A 21,567-nucleotide genomic window follows, 5' to 3' on the forward strand; every position below is an offset into this window, starting at 1 on the left:
ATGAGTTTTCCTTAATCTTTCGGTTTGCGGATGCCGCACCAGAACAGGATGATGCCCAGCACGCCGAAGACGCTCATGGTAATGGCATCCTGCCAGGTCAGCCACCAGGCGGGTACGCTGGAGGTTAAATCCAGTTGCTTCGGAATGGTGCTGCTGAAGTTCAGAAACGCAATCACCATCAGGGCAATTGACGCACCTGCAATGTAACCAGAACTGAGCAGTACCCCAGGTGATTTGTCACCTTCTGCTTCTGAACGTCGGCGATATTTATCGGTCAGCCAGCGAATCGCCCCACCCACAAAGATGGGGGTGGAAGCGGAGAGTGGCAAATAGACTCCCACCGCAAATGGCAGCGAGGGCACACCCACCAGTTCCAGTGTCAGTGCAATCAACACGCCGATCAGCACCAGGTCCCACGGTAATTTGCTGCTCAGCACCCCATCAATAATCAACTGCATCAAGCGCGTTTTGGGTGCGTCGAACTTCAATGTTTCCGGATTGCCGGAATCATCGGTCTTCAGCTTGCCATTGATGGCGGGATCCACCCGATAAATGATTTTTCCTTCATCATTGACCAGATATCGACCTGGCCGCACCACCTGATCGTTGCTGGCACGATACTCTTCGTTGTCGCCAATGTTCAGGACATGGTATTCGGTGGTATCCGCACTATATTCTCCACGGCGGACATGATCTTTCTCTGTCAGCGTGCGAACATCCACGGCCACATCGGGCAACTCTTTTTTCGTGTAAGTGGAACCCGCACGATCCAGATAAAGCAGGACCACGCCCACCACAGCTGCGGCAGTCAAGGCACCAATCAGGATCGAAATCTGCTGATAAATCGGTGTTGCACCCAGTATGTGGCCGGTTTTTAATGCCTGGGCAGTGCTGCCACCATTGGAAGATGCAATGCAGACCACCCCAGCAATCATCAGTGCGGTCAGCTTAATTTCCTTGGTGATGCTGAGAACATTGACCGCATCGAGTACCAGAATCAGCAGACAGGTCAGCAGAAGGGTGGCCACCGTCATACCGGAAATGGGATTAGATGAAGAGCCGATTTCACCTGTCAGGCGGGCAGAAACGGTAACAAACAGGAAGCCGAACACCACAATCATTAAGGCACCCAGAAAGCCAGTTAACGACATCCCCAGCCCCAACTGAGGGATGGCAGCAAGCAAACCCACCAGCAGCAGGCTGCCCACCACCACTACCACCATCGAAAGATCCCGCTGCGTACGTGCAGCACTGCGGGCACCAGAACCAGCAAGAAGATCGCGAAAGCCACCCGCAATCGCACCAAAAATGACAGGCAATGCCCGTAACATGCTGATGATGCCCCCAGCTGCCACGGCACCCGCACCAATGTAAAGGATGTAATTGTTGCGGATCTGCGATTCATCCATATTGCGGATCAGGCCGGTATCCACTTCTTTGCCATCAATCATTTCCACACTACTGACCGCAGGTGGCAGTGGGGTGGGTAACTGTTCGCCGAAAAAGTAAATGGTGGGTGATAGCACCAGATAAGCCAGCACCCCACCAGCAACCATAATGCAGGATACGCGTGGGCCAATAATATAGCCTACTCCCATCAGGGCGGCGTTCATTTCCATGCCTACACTGGCACCTTTCAGGCCCACAGTTTTACCACCGGACACAACGCTGAGGTGGCGGGCGACTTCTTCCTTCAATAACAGAAACCCTTTTACGCACCACTGATAGATAAAGCCCAGCACAAAGCCGACCAGCACATATAAACCGGTTGCCCCACCTTTTTCTCCGGCAATCAATACTTCCGCGCAGGCAGTGCCTTCGGGAAACTTCAGAGTGCCGTGCTGTTTGACAATAAATGCCCGCCGCAGGGGAATCATCATCAGAATGCCCAGCAGCCCACCAAGAATCGAAACGGTCATCACACGAATAATGTCAATTTCAAAGCCCAGCAGTAATAATGCGGGCATAATCAGACCCACGCCAAAGGCGATTGATTCACCAGCACATCCTGCTGTCTGGGCGGTATTACTTTCCAGAATGGTGCGTGGGCGAAAACGGGGCATCACACCCAGTACTTTGAACATTGTCATGGTCAGCACGGCGACAGGTATCGAAGCCGATACCGTCAGCCCCACCTTCAGGACAAGGTAAATCGAGGACGCACCGAACACAATGCCGAACAGCGTGCCCATGATGATCGGCAGTATGGTAAATTCAGGTATTCGCTGGTTGTCTGGAACGTATGGTTGAAACTGTTCCGGTTCAGAAGATTGATTCATGCCACCAAAGCTCCCAGTAAAATGTGGGTAAACAACCGTTACAGCTCCCGTGAGAACTGGAGAGAACACCCAGCGTGAGGAACGGATGACATTACCAGAAGTATATTTGTTTCGCGATGAAGTCCGAGAGTGCGACCGAGTTGCCATCGAAAAATACAAAATCCCTGGCTGCATTCTGATGGAAAATGCGGCCAGATCCGCTGCGGAGTGGTTGCACCACCTGCAAGGTGGGGTGGGCAGTTGCCTGATCTACTGTGGGACCGGAAACAACGCGGGCGATGGCCTCGTGATGGCACGTCACCTGCATCTGTGGGGCTGGAAGGTGCTGGTAGTGCTGGCCGAAGCCCCCAGCCGATTTCGGGGCGATGCATTACTGAATTGGAATATTGTGGCAGCAATGCAAATTCCCGTTTATGAGATCTTCAGCCGTCCCACTTGGCAGGAGGAATTGGCAGCACATCAGCAACAGGCACCGTGGGCAGTGGATGCGTTATTTGGCACAGGTCTCAACCGGAATATGGCCCCACCCTATGGGGATATTGTTGACTTAATGAATCAACATAGTAGGCATTGCCTGGCGGTGGATATTCCCTCTGGCCTGGATGCCGACACGGGCGAACCACTTGGGAACGCTGTGCGTGCCGATTTCACCGCAACATTTGTCGCACCGAAAAAGGGTTTTTTGCACGCAAGTTCTTATCTGGGCGAAGTAAAGGTGTTTGGCATTGGTGCACCGATTGACCTGGCGACAACCAGGTAAACCCTTCACACAGATTTTTTTCCGTTTTCCTGAAAGAAGCCCCCACTGGTGGGCCATTTTTCCCACGTGAGACAAAAAAGTGCTTCAAAAAGGAAAACCAATCATGAAAATGTTGCTGACCGCTTTTACTTTAGGTGCTATTGCCAGCTTATTTCCCGCACATGCGGCAGAACCAAAACCGGTGCTGCTGATTATTGCCAACCAGGATTTTTATTACCGCGAATATGCCGATCCGAAACAGGTGCTGGAGCAGGTGGGTATCAAGGTGGTGATTGGTGCGGGCAGAAAGTCAATCTGTCGGCCCCACCCAGGTTCTGGTCAGTCGGATAGTGGCGAAGTGATGCCGGACATCGCACTCGCAGACGCACGTGGTGCCGATTATTCCGCGATCGTTTTTGCCGGTGGCTGGGGTGCTTCCAGCTACCAGTATTCGTTCACAAACAGTTACACTACAGCAAGTTACAACGGCACCGCAGAAATTCGCAAACAGGCCAATCGCCTGATTACCGAATCGCTGACGGCAAACAACTATGTCTGTGGAATCTGCCATGGGGTTTCCGTGTTGGCATGGGCCCGCGTGGATGGGAAAAGCCCACTGACGGGTAAAAAAGTGTGTGCACCAGCAATTGCCGGCCCACAGTTTGTGCATAATCGCCAGCAAACCCAACCCAGCTCGCGGTGGCATTCAGAGTTCAATAAGGCCACGGTTCTCCCGTCTGGTTCGGTGGGCAATCGCTCCACAGTTGCGGATGACGTGGTAGTTGATGGAAAAATCATTACCGCAGAGAACTTCGATTCCGCCAGCACCTTCGGCACCACGCTGGCAAAGGTGCTGTTGAAATAAGTTGTTTTCCAATAAGGATTTAAGCTTTCGGCACCGGCAACGGAATGAGCGGAAACCTGAACCGATTGCTCCTGTTGTTGCTGAATACGTTTTCAAAAAGTGTGCTATCATTTCTGAAAATCTTCAAATTCCAGTGGCACAGTATGATCGATACCGAGAAACAGCGGGGGCAACTGGCCGGGACAGTTCTGGCGCTGTTGGGCATTGTCACGTATGGAGCCACCAGCCCGTTTGGCTTGGTATTGTCTCTGGAATGGACTCGCGATCCCCGCCGAGACAGCGATTTTCGCCTATTCGACTGGATGGGCGTCATTGTCGGCCTGCCCGGGACGATGTACTTTCTCTACTTTACCGCGATGATGTTCGATTATGCCCCAGGGGGGCAGAGTTTTGGCAGTTTGCTACTTGGATATTGGGCGATGTTTGGTTTGTGGATCATGTACCGCCGTCGCACCCGCTGGGTAGAGATTCAACGGTATCGTAATGAAGTCAACAGTACAAAACTCGTCGTCGATGAAACAACTTGATTTCGCTACCAGCTTAGTTAGCGAGCGATTCATTTACAGTTTCTGGGATAGTTTTTTCAGGGTTGAAACTGGATTTGATATGCAATTGATGCTGCAATAATTAAAAACAACACGATCAAATGATCCTCGAAATCGATCTGATTCGAGCCTTCGACCAAAGGCGTCGACAACAAAGGATGGTGAATCCTGAAAACGCCACAGCCCCAGGCACTAAGCAACTACAGATCCAATGCGTCCAGATCATCCACCAGCTTATCCAGATCGTCCTTGGGTGCGTTAGATTTGTTTTCCTGGCGTTTGGGCAGACCAACTGTCGCCCCCACTGCGGTGCGACCATCGGCAACTAATTCCCGGTCGCGTTCCGCAACCGCCTGAGCCACAGGATCAGCATCTTCTCCGCCAAATAACTTCGACAGGTCGATTTTAATACCCGTAATGCCCCCCACGGGTGCACCGGCAATGGCGGCAGATTTGTATTCCGGAAACATAATCGCCTGTTCCGGACAAACCCGGCTGCAGGCGGGACAGCCTTTTTTGCAATTGTCCTGCGATTCCACGTACAGGCGTTCGAACGAATCAACACCATAAACACCGAAAAGACAGAAATCGAGGCATTCCAGGCAGTTGGTGCAGCGACTGTAATCAATTACCGGGTACCACCTGCGGTTGGGAGTGGCAAGCAGCTTTTCTGGCGTAAAGTCTTGATTCTCAAGCAGTTGCAATTCGTGGTGCTTGCCGTTGGTGCCATTGGCAGAAACACCATTTGCAGGTTCAGGCCGCTGTACCCCTAACTGCAGCAGTGGGGCTTTTGCGGCACTTTCGGCCTGACGACGTTCCCCACATTCTTTGGCTATCCGTTTCAATTCTGCAACAAATGCTTCTGGCGTGTTGCGATCCCGCAAATCGAGGCAGTAAATATGCCGATTCGGGATGTCGCCCGCCGCACCAATCCCACGATTGGTGCTCTCTGCTTCCATTTCTTCCTCATCCTCATCATTGGGGGCACTCAGTTGGTTTTCACCAAAGTGCCCCTTGATGCCGATGCGGTCCAGCAGCCAGAAAATGGCCCGTGGGAAGTGCCAGGTCAGGACGCAGAAGTCACCCCGCACCCCTTCCAGGTAAAGCCGGCCAGTATGGTCGGGCCCCAGATCGTACAGGTTGGGAATCACCGCCACATCCAGACCAGATTCCATGATCAGTGCGGCAGCAATCGATTCTTCCAGAGAACGCTTGGCAGGGTGCTTCCCAGGTGCCTGAGACAGCACAACAGTAAGACGATATTGGCTCATAGATGATAATCAGACGCAAACAGGCGAAGGTTTGTTCAAGCAGAGTTCAGTTTACAGTGAAAATGTGGGAACAGCAAAATTTAAATCGGCAGAAGTGGGCGGGGGAATGGCACAAAAATGAGGAAAAACTCATTCTTCGTGCATTTGTTTCTTGATATGGCGTTGGGTCAGTTCCCACGCACCGTCGAGAAAGGCAAAATATTCTTCCAGACTGAGGGTGGGGGTAATATCGCCCGCGATATCAAACAGCCACCCCTGATCGTACCCTGAAATATTAATGAGAGAGGGATCCGCCAGCACCGCCTGATTGAAGGCCACCAGTTGGCCGGCAATGGGCACGTACAGGTCGGAAGTGGCTTTGCTGGTTTCAATATTACCGATCTGCTGCTTCAGCACCACGGGTGTGTCGGCATCAATCGACCATTCCAGAAAATACACGTCCTGCATCAGGCGAATGGCATAGCTGCTGAAACCAAAGCGGTGGATGCCACTCTCCAGCGTGCGGCACCACATATGGTTTTTGCAATAGCGAAAGCCACTGGGCAGCACCGCAGCGTACTTTCCCATCATGAATGTCAGTTCGTCAGCCATGGTGCCAGTTTAGGTATAGCGGGGGCCAATGTATTGGGGATCAAAAAAGATCGGCAGGTGGCGATCAATTTGCAACAGCCCCTCGCGGGTCAGCTCCACGCCAGTATCGGTCACTTTCAACCAGCCATCCTTTTCCAGTTTGCGATACTTTTCGTCGAATTCCTGCAAAATGTTGACGCCGAACTTCGTTTCGAAGTAAGGCAGTTCCAGTTTGCCGGTTTTCAGTTGCAGAATCATTTCACGGATCAGTTCATCGCGTTTGGTCACCGGAAAAGCTCGCCCCAGTGGGATTTCGTTCTGATCCAGTTTGCCGATGTAGTTTTCCCAGGTGTCCACGTTCTGCACATGTACCCCGTTCAGGTGGCCAAACGAAGCCACGCCGGTGCCAAACATGTCCGCACCGTGCCACAAGGCGTCGCGGTAAACAAACTGGTTGGCAGCTTTACTTTTCACCACGGTGTACGCACTGGAGATTTCGTAACCCGCCTTCTGAAACTCGGCAAAAGCATAGTCCACCCATGCCCGCTTGGTGGGCCAATCGGCCACCTGCGATTCCGGTGGGGGCTGATCGTTCCCGATTACCCGCAGTTCTTTGGAAAAGGTGGTGTTGTACGGCAATTCCATCTGATAAATGGTGACGGAATCCGGCCCCATGTCGATCGTTTTTTGAACGCACACCTTCCAGTTGTCCCAATCTTCACCCACCATCCCGGAAATGAGATCAATATTAATCTGTGGGAAGCCAAGGTCTCTGGCCCAGCCAAATGCGCGATAGATTTCTTCTTCCAGGTGGGCCCGCCCGTTATACTGCAGAATCTCCGGTTTGAAGTTTTCCACCCCCAGGCTCAGGCGGGTGACACCCATTTTGCGGAGTGTTTCCAGTTTGTGCTGCTGCAGAGTGCCCGGTTCGCATTCAAAAGTGACTTCGCGGGCTTTGTCCCACGGCATAATTGCTGCGAGACTGGTCATCAGGCTTTCGAGCTGACTGGCACTGAGGTAGGATGGCGTGCCCCCACCAAAGTAGACGTAATCCAGTGATCTGCCACCCACAATGGGTGTTTTGGACAGCAATTCTACTTCTTTAATCAATGCGTTGGTGTAAACTTCGATATCTTTGGCGTTTTTATCGGTGTAAACGCGAAAATAGCAGAATTTGCACCGCTTCCGACAAAAGGGAATATGGAGATATAACCCCATCGGCACACCAGGCAACGGTGGGCGATTGATCGCTTCCATGGCCTGCTCAAGGTAGTCTGGCTTCCAGTAAGAGAACGAGGGGTAGTTGGCGATGAAGTAATTTCCTAGCCCGGTTTTTTCCTGTTCGTCTGCAGAGATCGGCAAGACTTCTCCTCCGGTGTGATCAAGTCTCTTCTATTATAGCTGCCTGACCGGGTATCGGTACTGCAATTCCGTTTACGGCAGATGGTTGAAGCCGACCGAGACCCCGCTCAGACACAATAATCAGAGGCTTGGGATATCAGTTTTCAGTTTGAACTTGTTCAAATAAATGATGAAGGTGGGAAATCGTTTTGAAGCCTGGCGACAGAACTGGGTTTTGAGCGGAAGAAAATGGAACCAGCGAAGGTCTGTGTTTGATTTATTGTTCTTTCACAAATCGATTTCTACAGGTGCATTGAGAAAAATATCCTGCGGCAAATGCCACCACTACGCCTTAAAATGAAAAATTTGTAGCAGATAAATGAACAATTGCCACTTAAAACCTTGGATGAGTCAATCTTCGCGATCCTCCATTGTCAAAAACTGCCATATCGGCAACTCGGCATGCGTCGCATTGTTACGCAAATCTACTTATATAGATTTTTTTTCAGGGCCACTGAGTTCGGTCTGGTCAATCAAATATGGTTTTCCGTCGCGGACCGCTGCCAAGAGGTCGACACAAGCCTGCGAATATTTCTGTGCGATCGACTTGTCTGAGGCACCTACCTTGAAGCTAATGTGGTACTTGTTGTCGAAACTCTTGATATCGACACCCTTTTCGTCTTCAATCTTCGCCAAAAGCTTGTTAGCGTGCGACCAATGCGTGAATCCAAGCTCTGTCGCAACCCCTGTCAGTGTATATGGGTAGACAGCGTTGAAAACGCTTGGATTGTCCAGTGTCGAGATCCCAAGCAAGTGTGCAAAATGCCCGTCGGTATTAACTGCATGTTCTAGTGTCGAAAAATTGATTTGGACGGTTTTTCTTGGAATGTCGTGTCGCACAAGGTTATAGTTTCTTGCCAGTAATGCTCGCAGAATTTTTGGATCAACTTTCTCGATCGGCGCTCCCGTGCCGAGAGCTCGAAAAATCCACTCGTAGTCGGCGGCATCAATGTTTCGCACTCGAATCGACCGACCATCTTGAAGTTCAATCATCTTTTCGACAGGGAGGTTTACTGCCAACTCTGCATCACGTCTATAAGTCACGAAGATCAGATTCGAAACCAGGCCATCCGGCTCGGCAAGTATCTCATCAATGTCGGAAAGAATTGCGCGAATGTTGTCATCGGATCCGCTGTAGCCGAGAAAGACTAGTGGATGCTCGGCGAAGTAGGTGAGAAGTTTGGCACTGAGGTACTTCTTCTTGCGTGTCCACTCACTGTAGTCTTCGGAAGTGAGCACAAGTGATTTTGGGTCTGTTGCGCAACCATGAATCTTGAAAACCTCTCCGACGCTAACATAATTTGTTCGGAGAATTTGCTGTCCAACAATCGGCACAAAGTCTGGGAAAACACGTTCCAAGAATTCATCGTAATTTGTGGAGATGATGGCATGAGGCTGTATCTCTTGAAGTGCCGCCAACTCTCTTTTGGCCGTATCCTTCCTTATCTCCGATGGCTTGGGTGTAATTTCACGGAAGTGTTCAGCGACGCAGTACTTGAGGTATATGTCGCTTGTCTGCCCGGAATTGAATAGTTCTGCGGGAAACCTCTTTTTACCTGACTTTGACCAAGCCCACTCCCGGTAATGCCCAGCAATTTCCGAACCGATCGACGGAAGATCGGTGTGCTTCTGTTTGTAGTATGCGTAGTCGTACTCAATCGACGGGCATGCTTTACAGAGGTGATCAAGCAATTCATCCCAACTCGGAGAGTCAAAAAAACGCTTTGAAAGCCCTGAACCAGCGAATATAATTGGCTGGCAACCACGATCACTGATCACACCTCTAATTAACGCGGTGCAATGTTCTTGATAATCTGCGTAGGCTGTCATTTAACAATTCAACCTGGGATGCGTAAGTCTATGGGCGTAACTTGTAATTATCCTGCGATTTTGCAAAATAACACTGTTGAAAACATAGATGGGACAGTCCCATCTAACTACTTACATATTATGGATTTTTTTTCAAAACAATGTCTGCGATGTGTACAATATAACAAAGTAATGACATTTCGCTGAAAGTTATACAACTAAGGGGCTTGACTCATTGCCGCCTTTGTTGAGTAGATGCGTGTAGATCGCCAGCCACTTCTGGTGGGCTTCAGTCCCGCAGCTTACTTCTTCTTGGTAAAGGTCATGTCTTTCCCTTTATCGTTGGTCAGCACCATTTTATCGGCAGTCAGTTCTTTCACGGTCATTTTCTTTTCGCTACCCATGAACGTGGCGGACAGCGTTTTGTCTTCCAGTTTGTAGGTGCCTTCCTGTTTGCCGTTGTCGATCGTTACATTGTCTGCTTTTGGCATGTTTTCAAGCACGGTTTCCATGGTTGCTTTGCCGTCCGCCTGGAAAGACATTACCAACACAAATCCTTTGATTTCCGGGTCGCGGCCTTCCCAGGTGCCAACAATCGATGCCGACGCGGGAGCATTCTTGCTACCGCTGCCACTTCCGCTCTTGGAAGAATCCGAATCACAGCCTACCAGCCCCACCAATGTGAACAGGGCAAACGCCATTCCGATCCGCAACATAAATTACTCGAGTGTATTTTCCGTACGGTCTGGGAACACCATGTTTCCAGTGCCGCAAATGAAATGGTACAGAAAGCTGAAATTCCCGGCGAGATACCCCGTGCGTGGGGCAAAACACTAATCAAATTTTCATGAATTCTTCTTAATGAACAAATTTTCATTAAAAACCAGTGAGAAAACAGCTCCAGTTCCCACTTTTGGGAAACTTCGATAGGTACGTGACACCTGAATCGTCTTTACTCTTGTAACGAGTGGGACAACATTCCCCCACTAGGGGGCAATTCGTTACAATACATTAACTTCTGGTTGGTTTGATTCCGGGTGCGGCCCACACAACATAGGAAGATTGCGATGCGTTTGAGTATTCTGGTGCTGGCTGGTTGGTGTATTGGTGCGTACGGTGCAGAACTGACCACCCTGGAAGGGAAAAAAGCCACTGGCGAAGTGATGGCGATTGGCAAACTGGAACTGACCTTTCAAGTGAATGGGATGCCGCAAAAATATCCGTTGACCGAACTGAACACCGTCGAGTTTGGAAACAAGCCCAAGCCGATTCCCGCGAACGCCACCTATACCATGGTGGAACTGACCGATGGCACCACCATCCGGTGCACATCGTTCAAACTGGATGGGAAAACCGCAATTCTGGAAGTGCCGGACTTTGCCGCAGGCACCACGTCGCGGATGCAGGTGCCGATGACCACGATTTTCACGGTGCTGAAAGAAGCGCAGGATTTACGGCGGGAATTACGCTTTCGCGAGCTGATTCGCTCCCGAGGTCGCTTTGACCTGTGGGTAATTTCCAAACCAGGTGCGATGGAAAATAAGGAAACCTACGATGCTATCCCCGGGACGTTTGGCCCAGGTGATCTGGAAAAGAACAGCATCAAGTTTACCCGCCAGGGTGCTAACCCGCTTGATTTACCCATTGATCGTATCGCCGGCATGATTTTCAACCAGCTTCCTGGTGAGGCCCCACCCACGATCTGTACGGTTCAGGACAGTCTGGGCAACAATTATGCCGCCAAAAGTGTGGAACGCACCGCGAATGGCTTTACCGTCAACACGGTGGCAGGGTTAAAACTGGAAATGGCCAGCAATCAGATCAGCAAGTTTGATTTTGGCTCGAATTCGGTCAAATATCTTTCTGAGATGGAATATAAGCTGGCGTATGAAAGCAGTGTGCTGCCAATCGAATTATTAAAAGTTTTTAAGAATGAATTCCCCGATCGCAAAGGTTTGGAACTGTACGTTGATGCCAAGACACTGAAAAAGGTCACCTACCGCAAAGGACTGTGGGTACATCCTGATGTGATTCTCGAGTTCCCACTGGAAAGAAAGTTCAAAACATTTCGGGCATCTGTGGGGATTGACCCACGTTATTATGGAAATTCGGATGTCAGCATTAATCTGGTGGTGGAAGGTGACGGCACCCCACTGCTGCGAAATGAGATCAAAGCAGGCAGCCCGATTACCGAGATCAATGTGAATCTGCAGAATTGTGATCTGTTGCGGATCCGAGTGGAAACTCCAAAAGGCGAACTGGACGCCGGCCGTGCACTCGTAATTGGTGATGGCAAAGTGATGAAGTAAAGTGCTGCTCAGAAGTCCCTGTTATCTTGAATTGCCTCTGAACTTTACTGGCCGACAGGTGCTTGTCAGCTACAATTACTAATTAGACGTCCTCGTAGCTCAACTGGATAGAGCGTTGCCCTCCGGAGGCAAAGGTTAGAGGTTCGAATCCTCTCGGGGATATTACTCAGATTGCCCATTTTTCCCAGATTCACATTTCAAAGATTGTTTTGTCCCTTTTCTACTTCGCGAATTTGGCACAGAGATAATACCTCACTCACGTTTCCGGCTCGTATTACTCCCTTGTTCACTTTGCGGCTTTGCGGTCAATCTTTAGAAGAAATACTTTGCTTGTGTTGAGAGCAATGAAGTTGAAGACAACCTAACCCCCAGCCCCTTCCCTCGCAGGAAGGGGAAATAAGACGGTATCTTCCTGGGGTGGCTCAAATTTGCACAGGCAGGAAACCGTTTGAAATTGTCAAAATTGCAATTCGGTACAAAAATTGAATTTTTCGCCAAACTGGGCTTTACAACGGTTTCTAAGTTTGGCATGTACACCCTCGCTCTGGCAATGGCACCAGATGTTGCGAGTTGTCCACAGTCGGGGGGCTGTGGACAACTTCCTTTTTCCTGGGGGGGAAAAATCATGACTTTGCGCCGACTAGGCTGGTGCAGCGTATTGCTGTTAGGAACCGTTTCCGCGGTAACCGCACAACAGCCGCTAGCAAAGCCAAATACGAATAAAGACGAACCTAACTGGTTACAGCGTAACCTTTTAGGTCAGGCATCTGCACCTGAACCCAAGGCAGAAGTGCCAACGCCCACGGTGGTGCAGCCACCATCCAAAGAAACGATCCGCCGATCGTTCGAAATGGAAAAAACCACGTACTTGCGACGGCTCGCGAGTATTTCGAAAATTAAACAGTTGGCCGATATGGAAGGTCGCAGCGACCTGGTTCTGAAAGCAGAAGCACTGGAACGGGAAGCAACCACCATTTACGAACAACGCCTGGCACAATTGCCCGGTCTGGAAGAGGTATCCCGCATTCGTCCGAACATGGGCATCGATGCCACGCGACTGGAACCGATTGCACCACTTGGAACTTCCAGCGCTAATAACGAACCACGCATCGGAAATGGGGGCCAACGATGAAAAGTTTTTGCTACAAGCTGGCTCTGATGCTGGTACTTGCAACCGTAGGGTGCGTACCATTGAAGCCACAAAAAAGTAAGGCACCGGTCATTAAGCCGGAAGAGCCCGCACCAGCGACAGTAACCACACCTGCCGCACCACCACTGCCAGCTTCGGTTTCACTGGTGCAGCCAGATGATATTTCAGCAGCGAATTATCAGATTCAGTTGAATATGCTGGAAGATGAGATTCGACAGGATGCGGCCACCCTGCAAAAGAATTAACAATGCAGGTGGCTACCAGACGGGATCATCGTTTGCTGTAAAGTGATCGGAATAGTCCCCAGCGCTCAGGCGGTTAGCCAATACCTGAAATTCTTCTGCATGTCGAAGCTGGCTGTGGTGCAGATGTTCTGCTTCTGCGATCAGCCGCAGGTTATTGTTCCGCAGCACCGAATGCCGACGTAAAATCCGGCGAAATGGTGTCAGGTCGCGTGCATAAATGAAGAACAATTTGTGCTCGTCGAACTGGACTTCCATTCGCAGATTTCGCGACAGAACGGCCACACCAGTGCAGCCGTCATTCAACAGCAAATCTTCAAAATCGTACAGATGACTGATCAGCACCGACATATCAATGTGGGAGCGACGTAAATCTTCGTGCTCTGCAGAATGCAAGCCGTGGCTGGTTTCCAGAATCACATGAACTTCCTGTCCAAGTGGTTCCAACAGCTCAATAAAGACATCGAAAATAATTTCTGCAGATACAGCCGCACCAAGCACTGGCATTACTTTGCCAGTATGAAAATCACGGTGCCTGCTGATCCGGTAACCCTGGGAAGGGATCACGGGGACATCCTGACCAGGCCGGATGGCATCAGTCAGCAGGAAGGATCCGTAGCGTTTTTGCTTTAAGTGAGGTAATGTAAGGGTTGTCACGTTCCGACTGGCCTTTACTTACTAAGGTACATGAAAATCAGCATCGTCGGCTTCTTTGGGCAGTACAATCCTGGTGTTTTTTTAATGTAGCAACTGGATTGGCTTTCGTCGCCGACTCGCAGGCATTCTAGCACGTGTTCCAAATGAAAATCGGTCGGAAATAACGAATTAAAGCAAATATCAACTTAGGTAATTTAGGCCTGCGGGCCAAGTCGCCGCTACCATTTTCCTGCCTTCACTATTTTGTTGTTTGCGGGTGGGTTTGCAGGAAGATTTTGTGGTTTATCCACCGTATTCGGAACAGTTTACTAAAGGAAATTTTTTCAAAATTTTTGTTTCATGCAAAAAAATGCTGCACCCACTGGTGGGTATCAGTGGGTTTGCGGTTCGTGGGGGTGATATCCTGCCCCGATGCTTATGGTGGTGCCTTCACCAGGTCGTGTGGTATACTTCACCATATTATCCTGCAAAAATGAAAATCCCTTCATGACTATTCGCCAGTGGCCGTTGAGTATCCGTATTTTCTGGCAACTGATTGCCCTTTTTGTGCTTTGGATGCAGGTCCCCGTGCGGGAAACTGTCGTTGATGGCAAAATCCAGAAAAGTGGCTGGTTGTACCAGTTGCAGCCCCCACTGAACGAAACTGCAAACGATTTTTTTCAGGAGTGGAGTTCCGCACGCAACTGGTGGACTGGTCGACCCATCTACCAGCACATGAAGCAGAATCTGGCAGACTATGTGCCGGTGCGGCTGGAAGATGTAAAAATTGAACTGCAATACAACGCCCACCCTCCACCTTCTGTGGTGCTGGTGCTGCCACTGGGCAAGTTGGATTTTCTGTCCGCTTTAGCAGTCTGGCACGTGCTGTCGCTGATATTGCTGGCGGCAGCTATCTTCTTACTGGCTAAGGAGTTACGCATAAAATGGCAGCCGGACTATGCCTGGCTGATTCTCCCCACGGTGGGGCTGTTGTCTTTTTGCAACCCATTGAAGCAACAGTTCAATCAGGGCCAGTTGAATGCACTGTTATTATTCCTGTTTGTCGGTGGCTGGGTGGCATCTGCCCGCCAATACACAACATGGGCAGGAATTGCCATTGGCCTGGCAGCAGCGATCAAAATATTCCCCGGCTTTCTGCTACTCTATTTTTTGCTCCGGAAGCAGTATCGTGCCATCGTCGCGGGGTGCGTCACGTTACTGGTCTGTGCGGGCGGTTCCGCCCTATTACTGGGTACAAATGCCATTACTGATTATGCGCAAACAGTGGTGCCAGCGTTAAAACCTTTCCGATGCAGTTGGATGAATCATTCGGTGCTGGGGGTGTGGCACCGCCTGTTTGTGGGTGAAATCAGCGAAGGGGTTCGACCGTTCCTGCACCAACCACGGATTGCATGGGGGGCAACTTTTGTCTCAGCGGCTGTGCTCGTCTTCCTGTTACTTCGATTTGCCGTAAAGTCTTCAAGCAAAAGCAGTTGGGATCAACTTTACTGGTTATTTGTCACGGTGATGTTACTGCTGGGCCCATTGACGTGGGACCATTCCTTACTTCTGCTGATGCCTGCGGTGGTGCTCTTTTGCCGCACCAGCAATTTCTGCATCCCACCTAAAGGTGGGAGTGCCTACGCCCTGATTGGCATTCTGGCGTTTTTCTGGCTGAGTCCGAAGGAGATTTTTACCTGGTGCGAGCGGCTGGGTTTGTTAAGCGACCCCACTGGCCCCATTGGATTGCTGCTGATCATCAATTGGCCGTTCTACATGCTGCTCGGTTTCTTTTTGCTTCAACTGCTGCAGATGAAAAAGTCACTCGTGGCCCCACTTTGATTGATGGCCATAAGCCCTTCATGAAATTTTCATTTTCTGTCACAATTTTTTAAGCAGACCTCAATTTGATTGCACAGACAACTCAAATTACCTAATTTCACAGTTAATTTGGGCAATCTGGGTGGCGGATCATGTTCGTGCCTGCTCTTCCACTTGTAAATACCAGTTTCCAGGTGCTATCTTCTGTTTTCTCTGTGCAACAGGAACCGTTTGATATTAAGGAATATTGAGTTACTTCGGTGTTCCTGGTAATCTTTGCACAAGCATGCTAATCGATTTGTCCGATACAATCATTGGACGAATTTTCATTGGCAAAATTGCTAGAATAAACTTGTTGGGCAATTCAGGTAAACAGCAATGCTGATTACCAATTGCACCAATTGGCTGGTAAGCACAAAGGAATTGACCGCACAGGCGAAATGAATTACTCATTGACCACCATCTGGCATGAACGACCAAGATACCTTCCAGGTATTGTGGCGGTGGCCTTTTCGGCAGTGCTGATTGCAATTCAGTGTGGCATGTTGCTTGGTTTGTTCAAGATTACCAGTTTGCCGGTGGATCGAACACGGGCCGACGTTTGGATTGGATCGCCGGAGGTTCTCAGCGTTGACCTGGGAAGACCGATTCCAACCAGTCATTTTTCCCGCGTTGCCGGAGATCCACGTGTGGCGGAAGTGGAAACCTACTTTCAATCATTCGCATCGTGGATCAAACCCGACGGTGGTTCGGAACTGTGCGTACTGATTGGTTCCTGCCTGGATGATGGCAGTATGGGTTCCATCAACGAATTGACCCCCACCCTGCGGGATGCGATCACCGAAGAGAACACCATCATTATTGATCAATCCGAACGGGCACGCCTGGGCGTGACCGGGATTGGCGATTATGCCACGATCAACCGTGTCAAAGTTCGTATCGTGGGGGAAACCAACGGACTGAAAAGTCTTGCAGGGCCTTATGTATTCTGTTCTCGCCCCACAGCGAAGAACCTGTTACGCGGCACCACGCCATCGGATCATGTGACTTACATGCTGATCCGGTGTCACGATCCGAAAGATGCTCCCGCAGTAGCGGCCTCGTTGCAGGAATCTTACAAGGATCGTAACGATATGTCGGTGTTTACATCCGACCAGTTCTCCCGTCGATCCCGTATCCACTGGTTAATTAAAACCAAGGCGGGGATTGCTCTGGGTTACACCGCCATGCTGGGATTACTGGTAGGATCGTTAATCACCAGCCAGACGCTGTTCGCTGCCACGATGGCTTCTGCAAAAGAATATGCCATTCTGCTGGCGATGGGTATTCCCCGCTGGCGTATTATGGTTACCGTGGTTGCGCAATCATTTATCGTGGGCCTGTTTGGCATTGCCCTGGGCTATCCATGCGTGCAACTTCTGGCCTACGCAGGTGATCTGCTTGATGTGCAGATTCCGTTGCCTTGGGAATTACTGGCGTTGTGTGGTGGATTAACTTTGTTAATGGCTGTTGTTTCTGGCGTGCTTGCCTTACGGTCGGTGCGTCGTATTGAACCGATGTCGCTGCTGCGATAACCAGCAGGAGGACCAACTGTGTTGACCGACGACCTGGAACCATCGATGCGAAGCATTAGCTTAACGCGGGCCTTCACCGATGGTGCCACGGCGAGAAACGTCATCGATTCGATTTCACTTGATCTGTACCCAGGTCAGGTGGCGATGCTCATGGGGCCTTCCGGTTCCGGTAAGTCGACTCTGCTGGCAATTCTTTCCGGCCTATTGCAACCCAATGCAGGTCAGGTGCTGGTAAGAGAAGCCGATCGCTGGGTGGATATCTGGAAGCTCAGTCCATCGCAGCGGGAACAGTTTCGTTTGAGAAACTGTGGCTATATCTTTCAGGGTTACAACCTGTTCCCCGCACTGAGTGCCCGGCAGCAACTGGAAATTGTGCTGCGGTGGGGCCATGGTATTTCCGGTCGCGAATCTCGCAAACGGGCCGATGAAATGCTGGCATTGCTGGGGCTGAAAGGGAAAGAGCACAAAAAGCCCGCCCAGCTATCCGGTGGGGAAAAACAACGGGTCGCCATTGGCCGTGCCTTGATTAAACGTCCACGATTCTGCTTCGCTGATGAACCCACCAGTGCACTGGACTGGACCAGTGGTCAGGTGGTGATTGATCAGTTGCAGCAGGCTGCCCACGAATATAATTCCACCATTATCGTGGTATCCCACGATCATCGCCTGTTGGAGCACGTGGATACTTATTACCAGATGGAAGATGGTCACTTGCATGAATCCGCCATTCCCACCCACCATGGGGTCGAGTCCTGGAGGTCACCTTCATGACCAATAAACGCTTTTTGATGTTTGCAGTTCTTGTTGGTTTGTTCAGCGTGGTGGCCATGTTGTATGCGGCCAAGGGTACGGGCACCGGTGAACCTGCGCAACCACCAGCAGAACGGGTGAATGGGAAACGCCTGGTATGCATTGGCTTTGTCGATACCAGACAATCGTATCTGAAGCTCTTCCCGGACAACTTCCCCCAGCCATCCAAAGCACTGAACGTGTTGGTGAAGACTGGTGAAGAAGTAAAAGCGGGCCAATCTCTGCTGACGATGGATAAGGAACATGCTGAGATGCTGGTGGCACAGGCCACTACCGCACTCGAACTGGCCAAGGTAGACCTGGTGAAAGCAGAAGCCGGCCTGAAGGTGTTTGATGCTTCCATGAATGCGGCTAAATTTGAACTCCAGGCTCGCGAAGAAGATCTGAAGAATCGCAAAGCAGAATTTGAAGATACACGAAGATTGCTGGACCTGCAGCAGAAGTCTAAAGCAGAATATGAGGCTGCGCTGGCATCGATCCAATCTGCCGAGCGGATGATCGATTCGGCACGCTGGAAGCAGGAAGCGGTGCGTCTGCAGTCACCCCAGCCCACGATCGATTCTGCCAAGTTGGGCGTCAAGCACAAAGAACAGCAGTTGGCCCAGGCTAAATTAGCCCTGAAATATCTGGACTGCAAGGCACCCAGCGATGGGGTGATTCTGCGTTCGTTTGTGCATGACGGGATCACCTTTGGTCCCCACACGCGGGAACCTGCTTTCTGGTTTTTGCCAAAACAGGCTTTGATTGTACGCATTGAAATCTCTCAGGAATTTTCCTCTCGAGTAAAAATGGGAATGATCGCCATCATCGAAGATGAAGAAGATCCATCCGTGAAGTGGAAAGGAAAAGTAACGTTCGTGGCCAACGAGTTTTTGCCAAAACGTCCCACGAATGCACAAGAACTACTGACGATGACCGACGAGCGTGTGCTGGAATGCCACGTGGAAGTGGATCCAGCGGAACAAATGCCGAAGTTTGGTCAAAAACTTCGGGTCACGCTGGAGGAATGACCGTCTGGATATTCGACCATACTGGATTCAACTCGATGAATAACATGGAATACTAATCAATCAGTTTTTATGTATTCTTCGCTCATGATTTTGGGCACCTTCTTTAATAAGGTTCTGTTTCTCTGCTCTGTTCCCATGAATCAAGGCGAGCCAGCCAAGAAGAATTTTTGATTGATAACAACACAATTTTAACAGTTACTTCTTTCGTGCAAAGGCCTCCGCTTCCTCCAGCACCCTCATGGCATTGCCTCCCAGGATCTTCAGGATGTCTGCCTTCTTATAGCCACGGTTCAGTAGCTCCTGGGTAATCAGTGGGAACTTCGACACATCTTCCAGTTGTACTGGTACTGCATCAATACCATCGTAATCGGAACCCAGCCCCACATGGTCGATACCGGCCACTTTAATGATATGTTCAATGTGGTTCACCACATCATGGATATCCCCACGTGGGATCGGGTGGGCTTTTCGCCACTGGCGGTAGGCTTCATCGAACTTTTTCTCATCCGGAAACTCTTCTTTCAACTTGCGAACAACATCGGCTCGTTCTTTCCGCAGGCGGGAGGCTTCCGGCACAATAAAGCCACTGTAAAAGTTAACCATCACCACGCCACGGTTTTTGGTGACCATTTTCAGCACATCGTCCGGTACGTTCCGTGGGTGGTCGGCAATCGAAAATGCCGAAGAATGAGAGAAGATCACAGGTGCCTGTGTCACTTTCAACGCATGACGCATCGTTTTGGCTGAAACGTGGGATAAATCGACCAGCATCCCCAGGCGGTTCATTTCTCGCACCACTTCTTCGCCAAAAGGGGTCAATCCACCATGTTTTTCCTCATCGGTGGCAGAATCGGCCCAATCCAGCGTTTCGCTGTGGGTCAGCGTCATGTATCGCACGCCCAGATCGTAATAGGTGCGTAAAACCGCCAGCGAGTTATCAATACTGTGCCCACCTTCCACGCCGATCATCGAGGCAATCTTGCCTTGTTTGCGGATCCGGTAAATATCGGCTGTGGTGGCCGCCATTTCGAAAGTTTCCGGATACTGTTTAACCATCCGGTGGATCGTATCAATCTGTTCCAGCGTGGATTTGATTGCAGTGGGGCCCTTAAAGCGTTCTACGGGCACGTAAGCTGCCCAGTATTGCATCCCCACCCCACCTTCTTTCAGGCGGGGAATGTCGGTGTGAAGTTCTTTTTCGTTCTGTGAAATATCCACTTTGCGAAAGGAACCATCCGAACGAGAGCGAAATTGCCACGGCAAGTCGTTATGGCCATCCACCAACAGGGCTTCACGGTGGATTTCCCTGGCCTCATCGGTCAGTACCACTGGTTTGCGGCTCGATTTGGGCTGTGCCAGCACCCCACCCGTGGTACAGGCAAACAGCAAACCCAACAATAGTAATCTCATTAGCGCACCTTGATTGTTCGACTGCCATACTGGTGGGAGAGTAGATACCAGCTTTTGAAACCATTGAACTGCCTTTATCAGGCAAAGTTACCACTCATTATGTGGTTTTTCTGCCAAGTCAGCAATTCAGTGGGCCGCAATAAATTGTGGCGCTGCTAACCAAAGCTGTTGCCCTTCGATGAGAAATTCATGAGAAAATCCGTGTTTCATTTACAAACTCCTTCTGAAATGCGATACTCAATCACTCACAATCAAGGTGGTTTTCAATGCTATTTCAACTCTCCTGCCTTCTGGCATTCTCGATGACCTTATCCGCGGCGATTGCACAGGATCCTGCTCAAAAGCATGCCAAACCACCACGTGGGTATGATGTTCGGAATCCAGAGAATCCCAAAGGGAAGCTGGAACTGGTGAAATACCCATCGAAAACGGTGGGAGTCACCCGTCAGGCCCAGGTTTACACCCCACCTGGGTATACGAAAGAAAAGCAATACCCGGTGCTGTATCTCCTGCACGGCATAGGCGGGACGGAATACGAATGGTCGCGGGGTGGTGCGGCCGATGTGATCATGGATAATCTGTACGCAGCGAAAAAGGCGATTCCGATGATTGTGGTGCTGCCCAACGGCCGTGCAGCCAAAGATCTGACTGCACGTGACCCCATTCCAAAGCAGTCGCCAGCCTTCGCAGCGTTTGAAAAAGATTTGCTTAATGATCTGATTCCTTTCATTGAAAAGGAATATTCGGTGCTGAAAGACCGCAAGTCACGTGCGATTGCCGGCCTATCGATGGGTGGGGGACAATCGCTCAATTTTGGCCTTGGAAACCTGGATACCTTCGCCTGGGTGGGCGGTTTTTCGTCCGCTCCTAACACCAAGCGGCCGGAAAGCCTGTTGAAAGAGTCCGATCAGGCGAACAAACAACTTCAACTTCTGTGGGTGTCGTGCGGCGACCGCGACGGGCTATTCCGCATCAGTGAAAACGTGCACAAATATCTGGAATCGAACAAAATCAACCACAAATGGCATGTTCATGCGGAAGGCAAGCACGATTTTGCTGTCTGGAAGGCAGATTTGTACTATTTCGCCCCACTGCTGTTTCGCACTGAAGGGGAAAAATAGGGCCA

The 21,567-nt window shown here is 50.4% G+C and carries 19 protein-coding genes and 1 tRNA gene; 12 read left to right on the plus strand and 8 right to left on the minus strand.

Going from position 1 to position 21,567, the window contains the following annotated elements:
* Window positions 1–11: 11 nt before the first annotated feature.
* Entirely contained in the window at window positions 12–2,279 is a 2,268-nt protein-coding gene (locus R3B84_20015) for an oligopeptide transporter, OPT family (GenBank protein MEZ6142856.1), read from the minus strand.
* Window positions 2,280–2,364: 85 nt separating this feature from the next.
* On the opposite strand from R3B84_20015, the gene R3B84_20020 reads away from it, so the two are divergent.
* The 3 genes from R3B84_20020 to R3B84_20030 all read left to right on the plus strand — a co-directional run bounded on the left by R3B84_20020 (window position 2,365) and on the right by R3B84_20030 (window position 4,410).
* Window positions 2,365–3,039, plus strand: coding sequence for an NAD(P)H-hydrate epimerase (locus R3B84_20020; GenBank protein ID MEZ6142857.1), 675 nt, complete (start codon window positions 2,365–2,367; stop codon window positions 3,037–3,039).
* A gap of 103 nt (window positions 3,040–3,142) precedes the next feature.
* Window positions 3,143–3,883 carry a hypothetical protein gene (locus tag R3B84_20025; GenBank protein ID MEZ6142858.1) on the plus strand — a complete coding sequence of 247 codons (741 nt, stop codon included), beginning with the start codon at window positions 3,143–3,145 and terminating at the stop codon, window positions 3,881–3,883.
* Window positions 3,884–3,927: 44 nt separating this feature from the next.
* Window positions 3,928–4,410: a hypothetical protein gene (locus tag R3B84_20030; GenBank protein ID MEZ6142859.1), complete on the plus strand. Its 483-nt coding sequence runs from the start codon at window positions 3,928–3,930 to the stop codon at window positions 4,408–4,410.
* 218 nt (window positions 4,411–4,628) lie between these two features.
* On the opposite strand, the gene R3B84_20035 is transcribed toward R3B84_20030, so the two are convergent.
* The 5 genes from R3B84_20035 to R3B84_20055 all read right to left on the minus strand — a co-directional run bounded on the left by R3B84_20035 (window position 4,629) and on the right by R3B84_20055 (window position 10,195).
* A complete protein-coding gene (locus R3B84_20035; GenBank protein ID MEZ6142860.1) occupies window positions 4,629–5,699 on the minus strand; it encodes a ferredoxin family protein in 1,071 nt (356 codons plus the stop codon).
* 129 nt (window positions 5,700–5,828) lie between these two features.
* Window positions 5,829–6,290 (minus strand): glycine cleavage system protein H, encoded by a 462-nt coding sequence (locus tag R3B84_20040; protein ID MEZ6142861.1) that lies wholly within the window; start codon window positions 6,288–6,290, stop codon window positions 5,829–5,831.
* A 9-nt stretch (window positions 6,291–6,299) separates the two neighbouring features.
* Entirely contained in the window at window positions 6,300–7,631 is a 1,332-nt protein-coding gene (locus R3B84_20045; protein ID MEZ6142862.1) for a coproporphyrinogen-III oxidase family protein, read from the minus strand.
* A 468-nt stretch (window positions 7,632–8,099) separates the two neighbouring features.
* Entirely contained in the window at window positions 8,100–9,500 is a 1,401-nt protein-coding gene (locus R3B84_20050) for an SIR2 family protein (protein MEZ6142863.1), read from the minus strand.
* Between the two features lie 281 nt (window positions 9,501–9,781).
* Window positions 9,782–10,195 carry a lipocalin family protein gene (locus R3B84_20055; GenBank protein ID MEZ6142864.1) on the minus strand — a complete coding sequence of 138 codons (414 nt, stop codon included), beginning with the start codon at window positions 10,193–10,195 and terminating at the stop codon, window positions 9,782–9,784.
* A 351-nt stretch (window positions 10,196–10,546) separates the two neighbouring features.
* Here R3B84_20055 and R3B84_20060 point away from each other — a divergent pair, with 351 nt between their 5' ends.
* From R3B84_20060 to R3B84_20075, 4 genes are all read left to right on the plus strand, one after another.
* Window positions 10,547–11,788: an NPCBM/NEW2 domain-containing protein gene (locus tag R3B84_20060; GenBank protein ID MEZ6142865.1), complete on the plus strand. Its 1,242-nt coding sequence runs from the start codon at window positions 10,547–10,549 to the stop codon at window positions 11,786–11,788.
* Window positions 11,789–11,876: 88 nt separating this feature from the next.
* A tRNA-Arg gene (locus R3B84_20065) sits at window positions 11,877–11,950 on the plus strand.
* 463 nt (window positions 11,951–12,413) lie between these two features.
* The gene (locus R3B84_20070; protein ID MEZ6142866.1) at window positions 12,414–12,920 is read left to right on the plus strand and encodes a hypothetical protein; all 507 of its coding nucleotides are present in this window, start codon (window positions 12,414–12,416) and stop codon (window positions 12,918–12,920) included.
* Entirely contained in the window at window positions 12,917–13,183 is a 267-nt protein-coding gene (locus tag R3B84_20075) for a hypothetical protein (GenBank protein MEZ6142867.1), read from the plus strand. The genes R3B84_20070 and R3B84_20075 overlap by 4 nt, the downstream gene beginning before the upstream one ends.
* Window positions 13,184–13,195: 12 nt before the next feature.
* On the opposite strand, the gene R3B84_20080 is transcribed toward R3B84_20075, so the two are convergent.
* On the minus strand, window positions 13,196–13,837 hold the full coding sequence (locus R3B84_20080; protein ID MEZ6142868.1) for a hypothetical protein: 642 nt from the start codon (window positions 13,835–13,837) through the stop codon (window positions 13,196–13,198).
* A gap of 486 nt (window positions 13,838–14,323) precedes the next feature.
* On the opposite strand from R3B84_20080, the gene R3B84_20085 reads away from it, so the two are divergent.
* From R3B84_20085 to R3B84_20100, 4 genes are all read left to right on the plus strand, one after another.
* Window positions 14,324–15,658: a glycosyltransferase family 87 protein gene (locus R3B84_20085; GenBank protein MEZ6142869.1), complete on the plus strand. Its 1,335-nt coding sequence runs from the start codon at window positions 14,324–14,326 to the stop codon at window positions 15,656–15,658.
* A gap of 371 nt (window positions 15,659–16,029) precedes the next feature.
* Window positions 16,030–17,211 carry an ABC transporter permease gene (locus R3B84_20090; GenBank protein ID MEZ6142870.1) on the plus strand — a complete coding sequence of 394 codons (1,182 nt, stop codon included), beginning with the start codon at window positions 16,030–16,032 and terminating at the stop codon, window positions 17,209–17,211.
* Between the two features lie 18 nt (window positions 17,212–17,229).
* A complete protein-coding gene (locus R3B84_20095) occupies window positions 17,230–17,982 on the plus strand; it encodes an ABC transporter ATP-binding protein (protein ID MEZ6142871.1) in 753 nt (250 codons plus the stop codon).
* A complete protein-coding gene (locus R3B84_20100; protein MEZ6142872.1) occupies window positions 17,979–19,031 on the plus strand; it encodes a hypothetical protein in 1,053 nt (350 codons plus the stop codon). The genes R3B84_20095 and R3B84_20100 overlap by 4 nt, the downstream gene beginning before the upstream one ends.
* 195 nt (window positions 19,032–19,226) lie before the next feature.
* Here R3B84_20100 and R3B84_20105 read toward each other — a convergent pair whose 3' ends face one another.
* On the minus strand, window positions 19,227–20,441 hold the full coding sequence (locus R3B84_20105; protein MEZ6142873.1) for a dipeptidase: 1,215 nt from the start codon (window positions 20,439–20,441) through the stop codon (window positions 19,227–19,229).
* Window positions 20,442–20,743: 302 nt separating this feature from the next.
* Here R3B84_20105 and R3B84_20110 point away from each other — a divergent pair, with 302 nt between their 5' ends.
* A complete protein-coding gene (locus R3B84_20110; protein MEZ6142874.1) occupies window positions 20,744–21,562 on the plus strand; it encodes an alpha/beta hydrolase-fold protein in 819 nt (272 codons plus the stop codon).
* Window positions 21,563–21,567: the final 5 nt, after the last annotated feature.

This window comes from Zavarzinella sp. (assembly GCA_041399155.1).
Classification (GTDB): Bacteria; Planctomycetota; Planctomycetia; order Gemmatales; family Gemmataceae; genus JAWKTI01.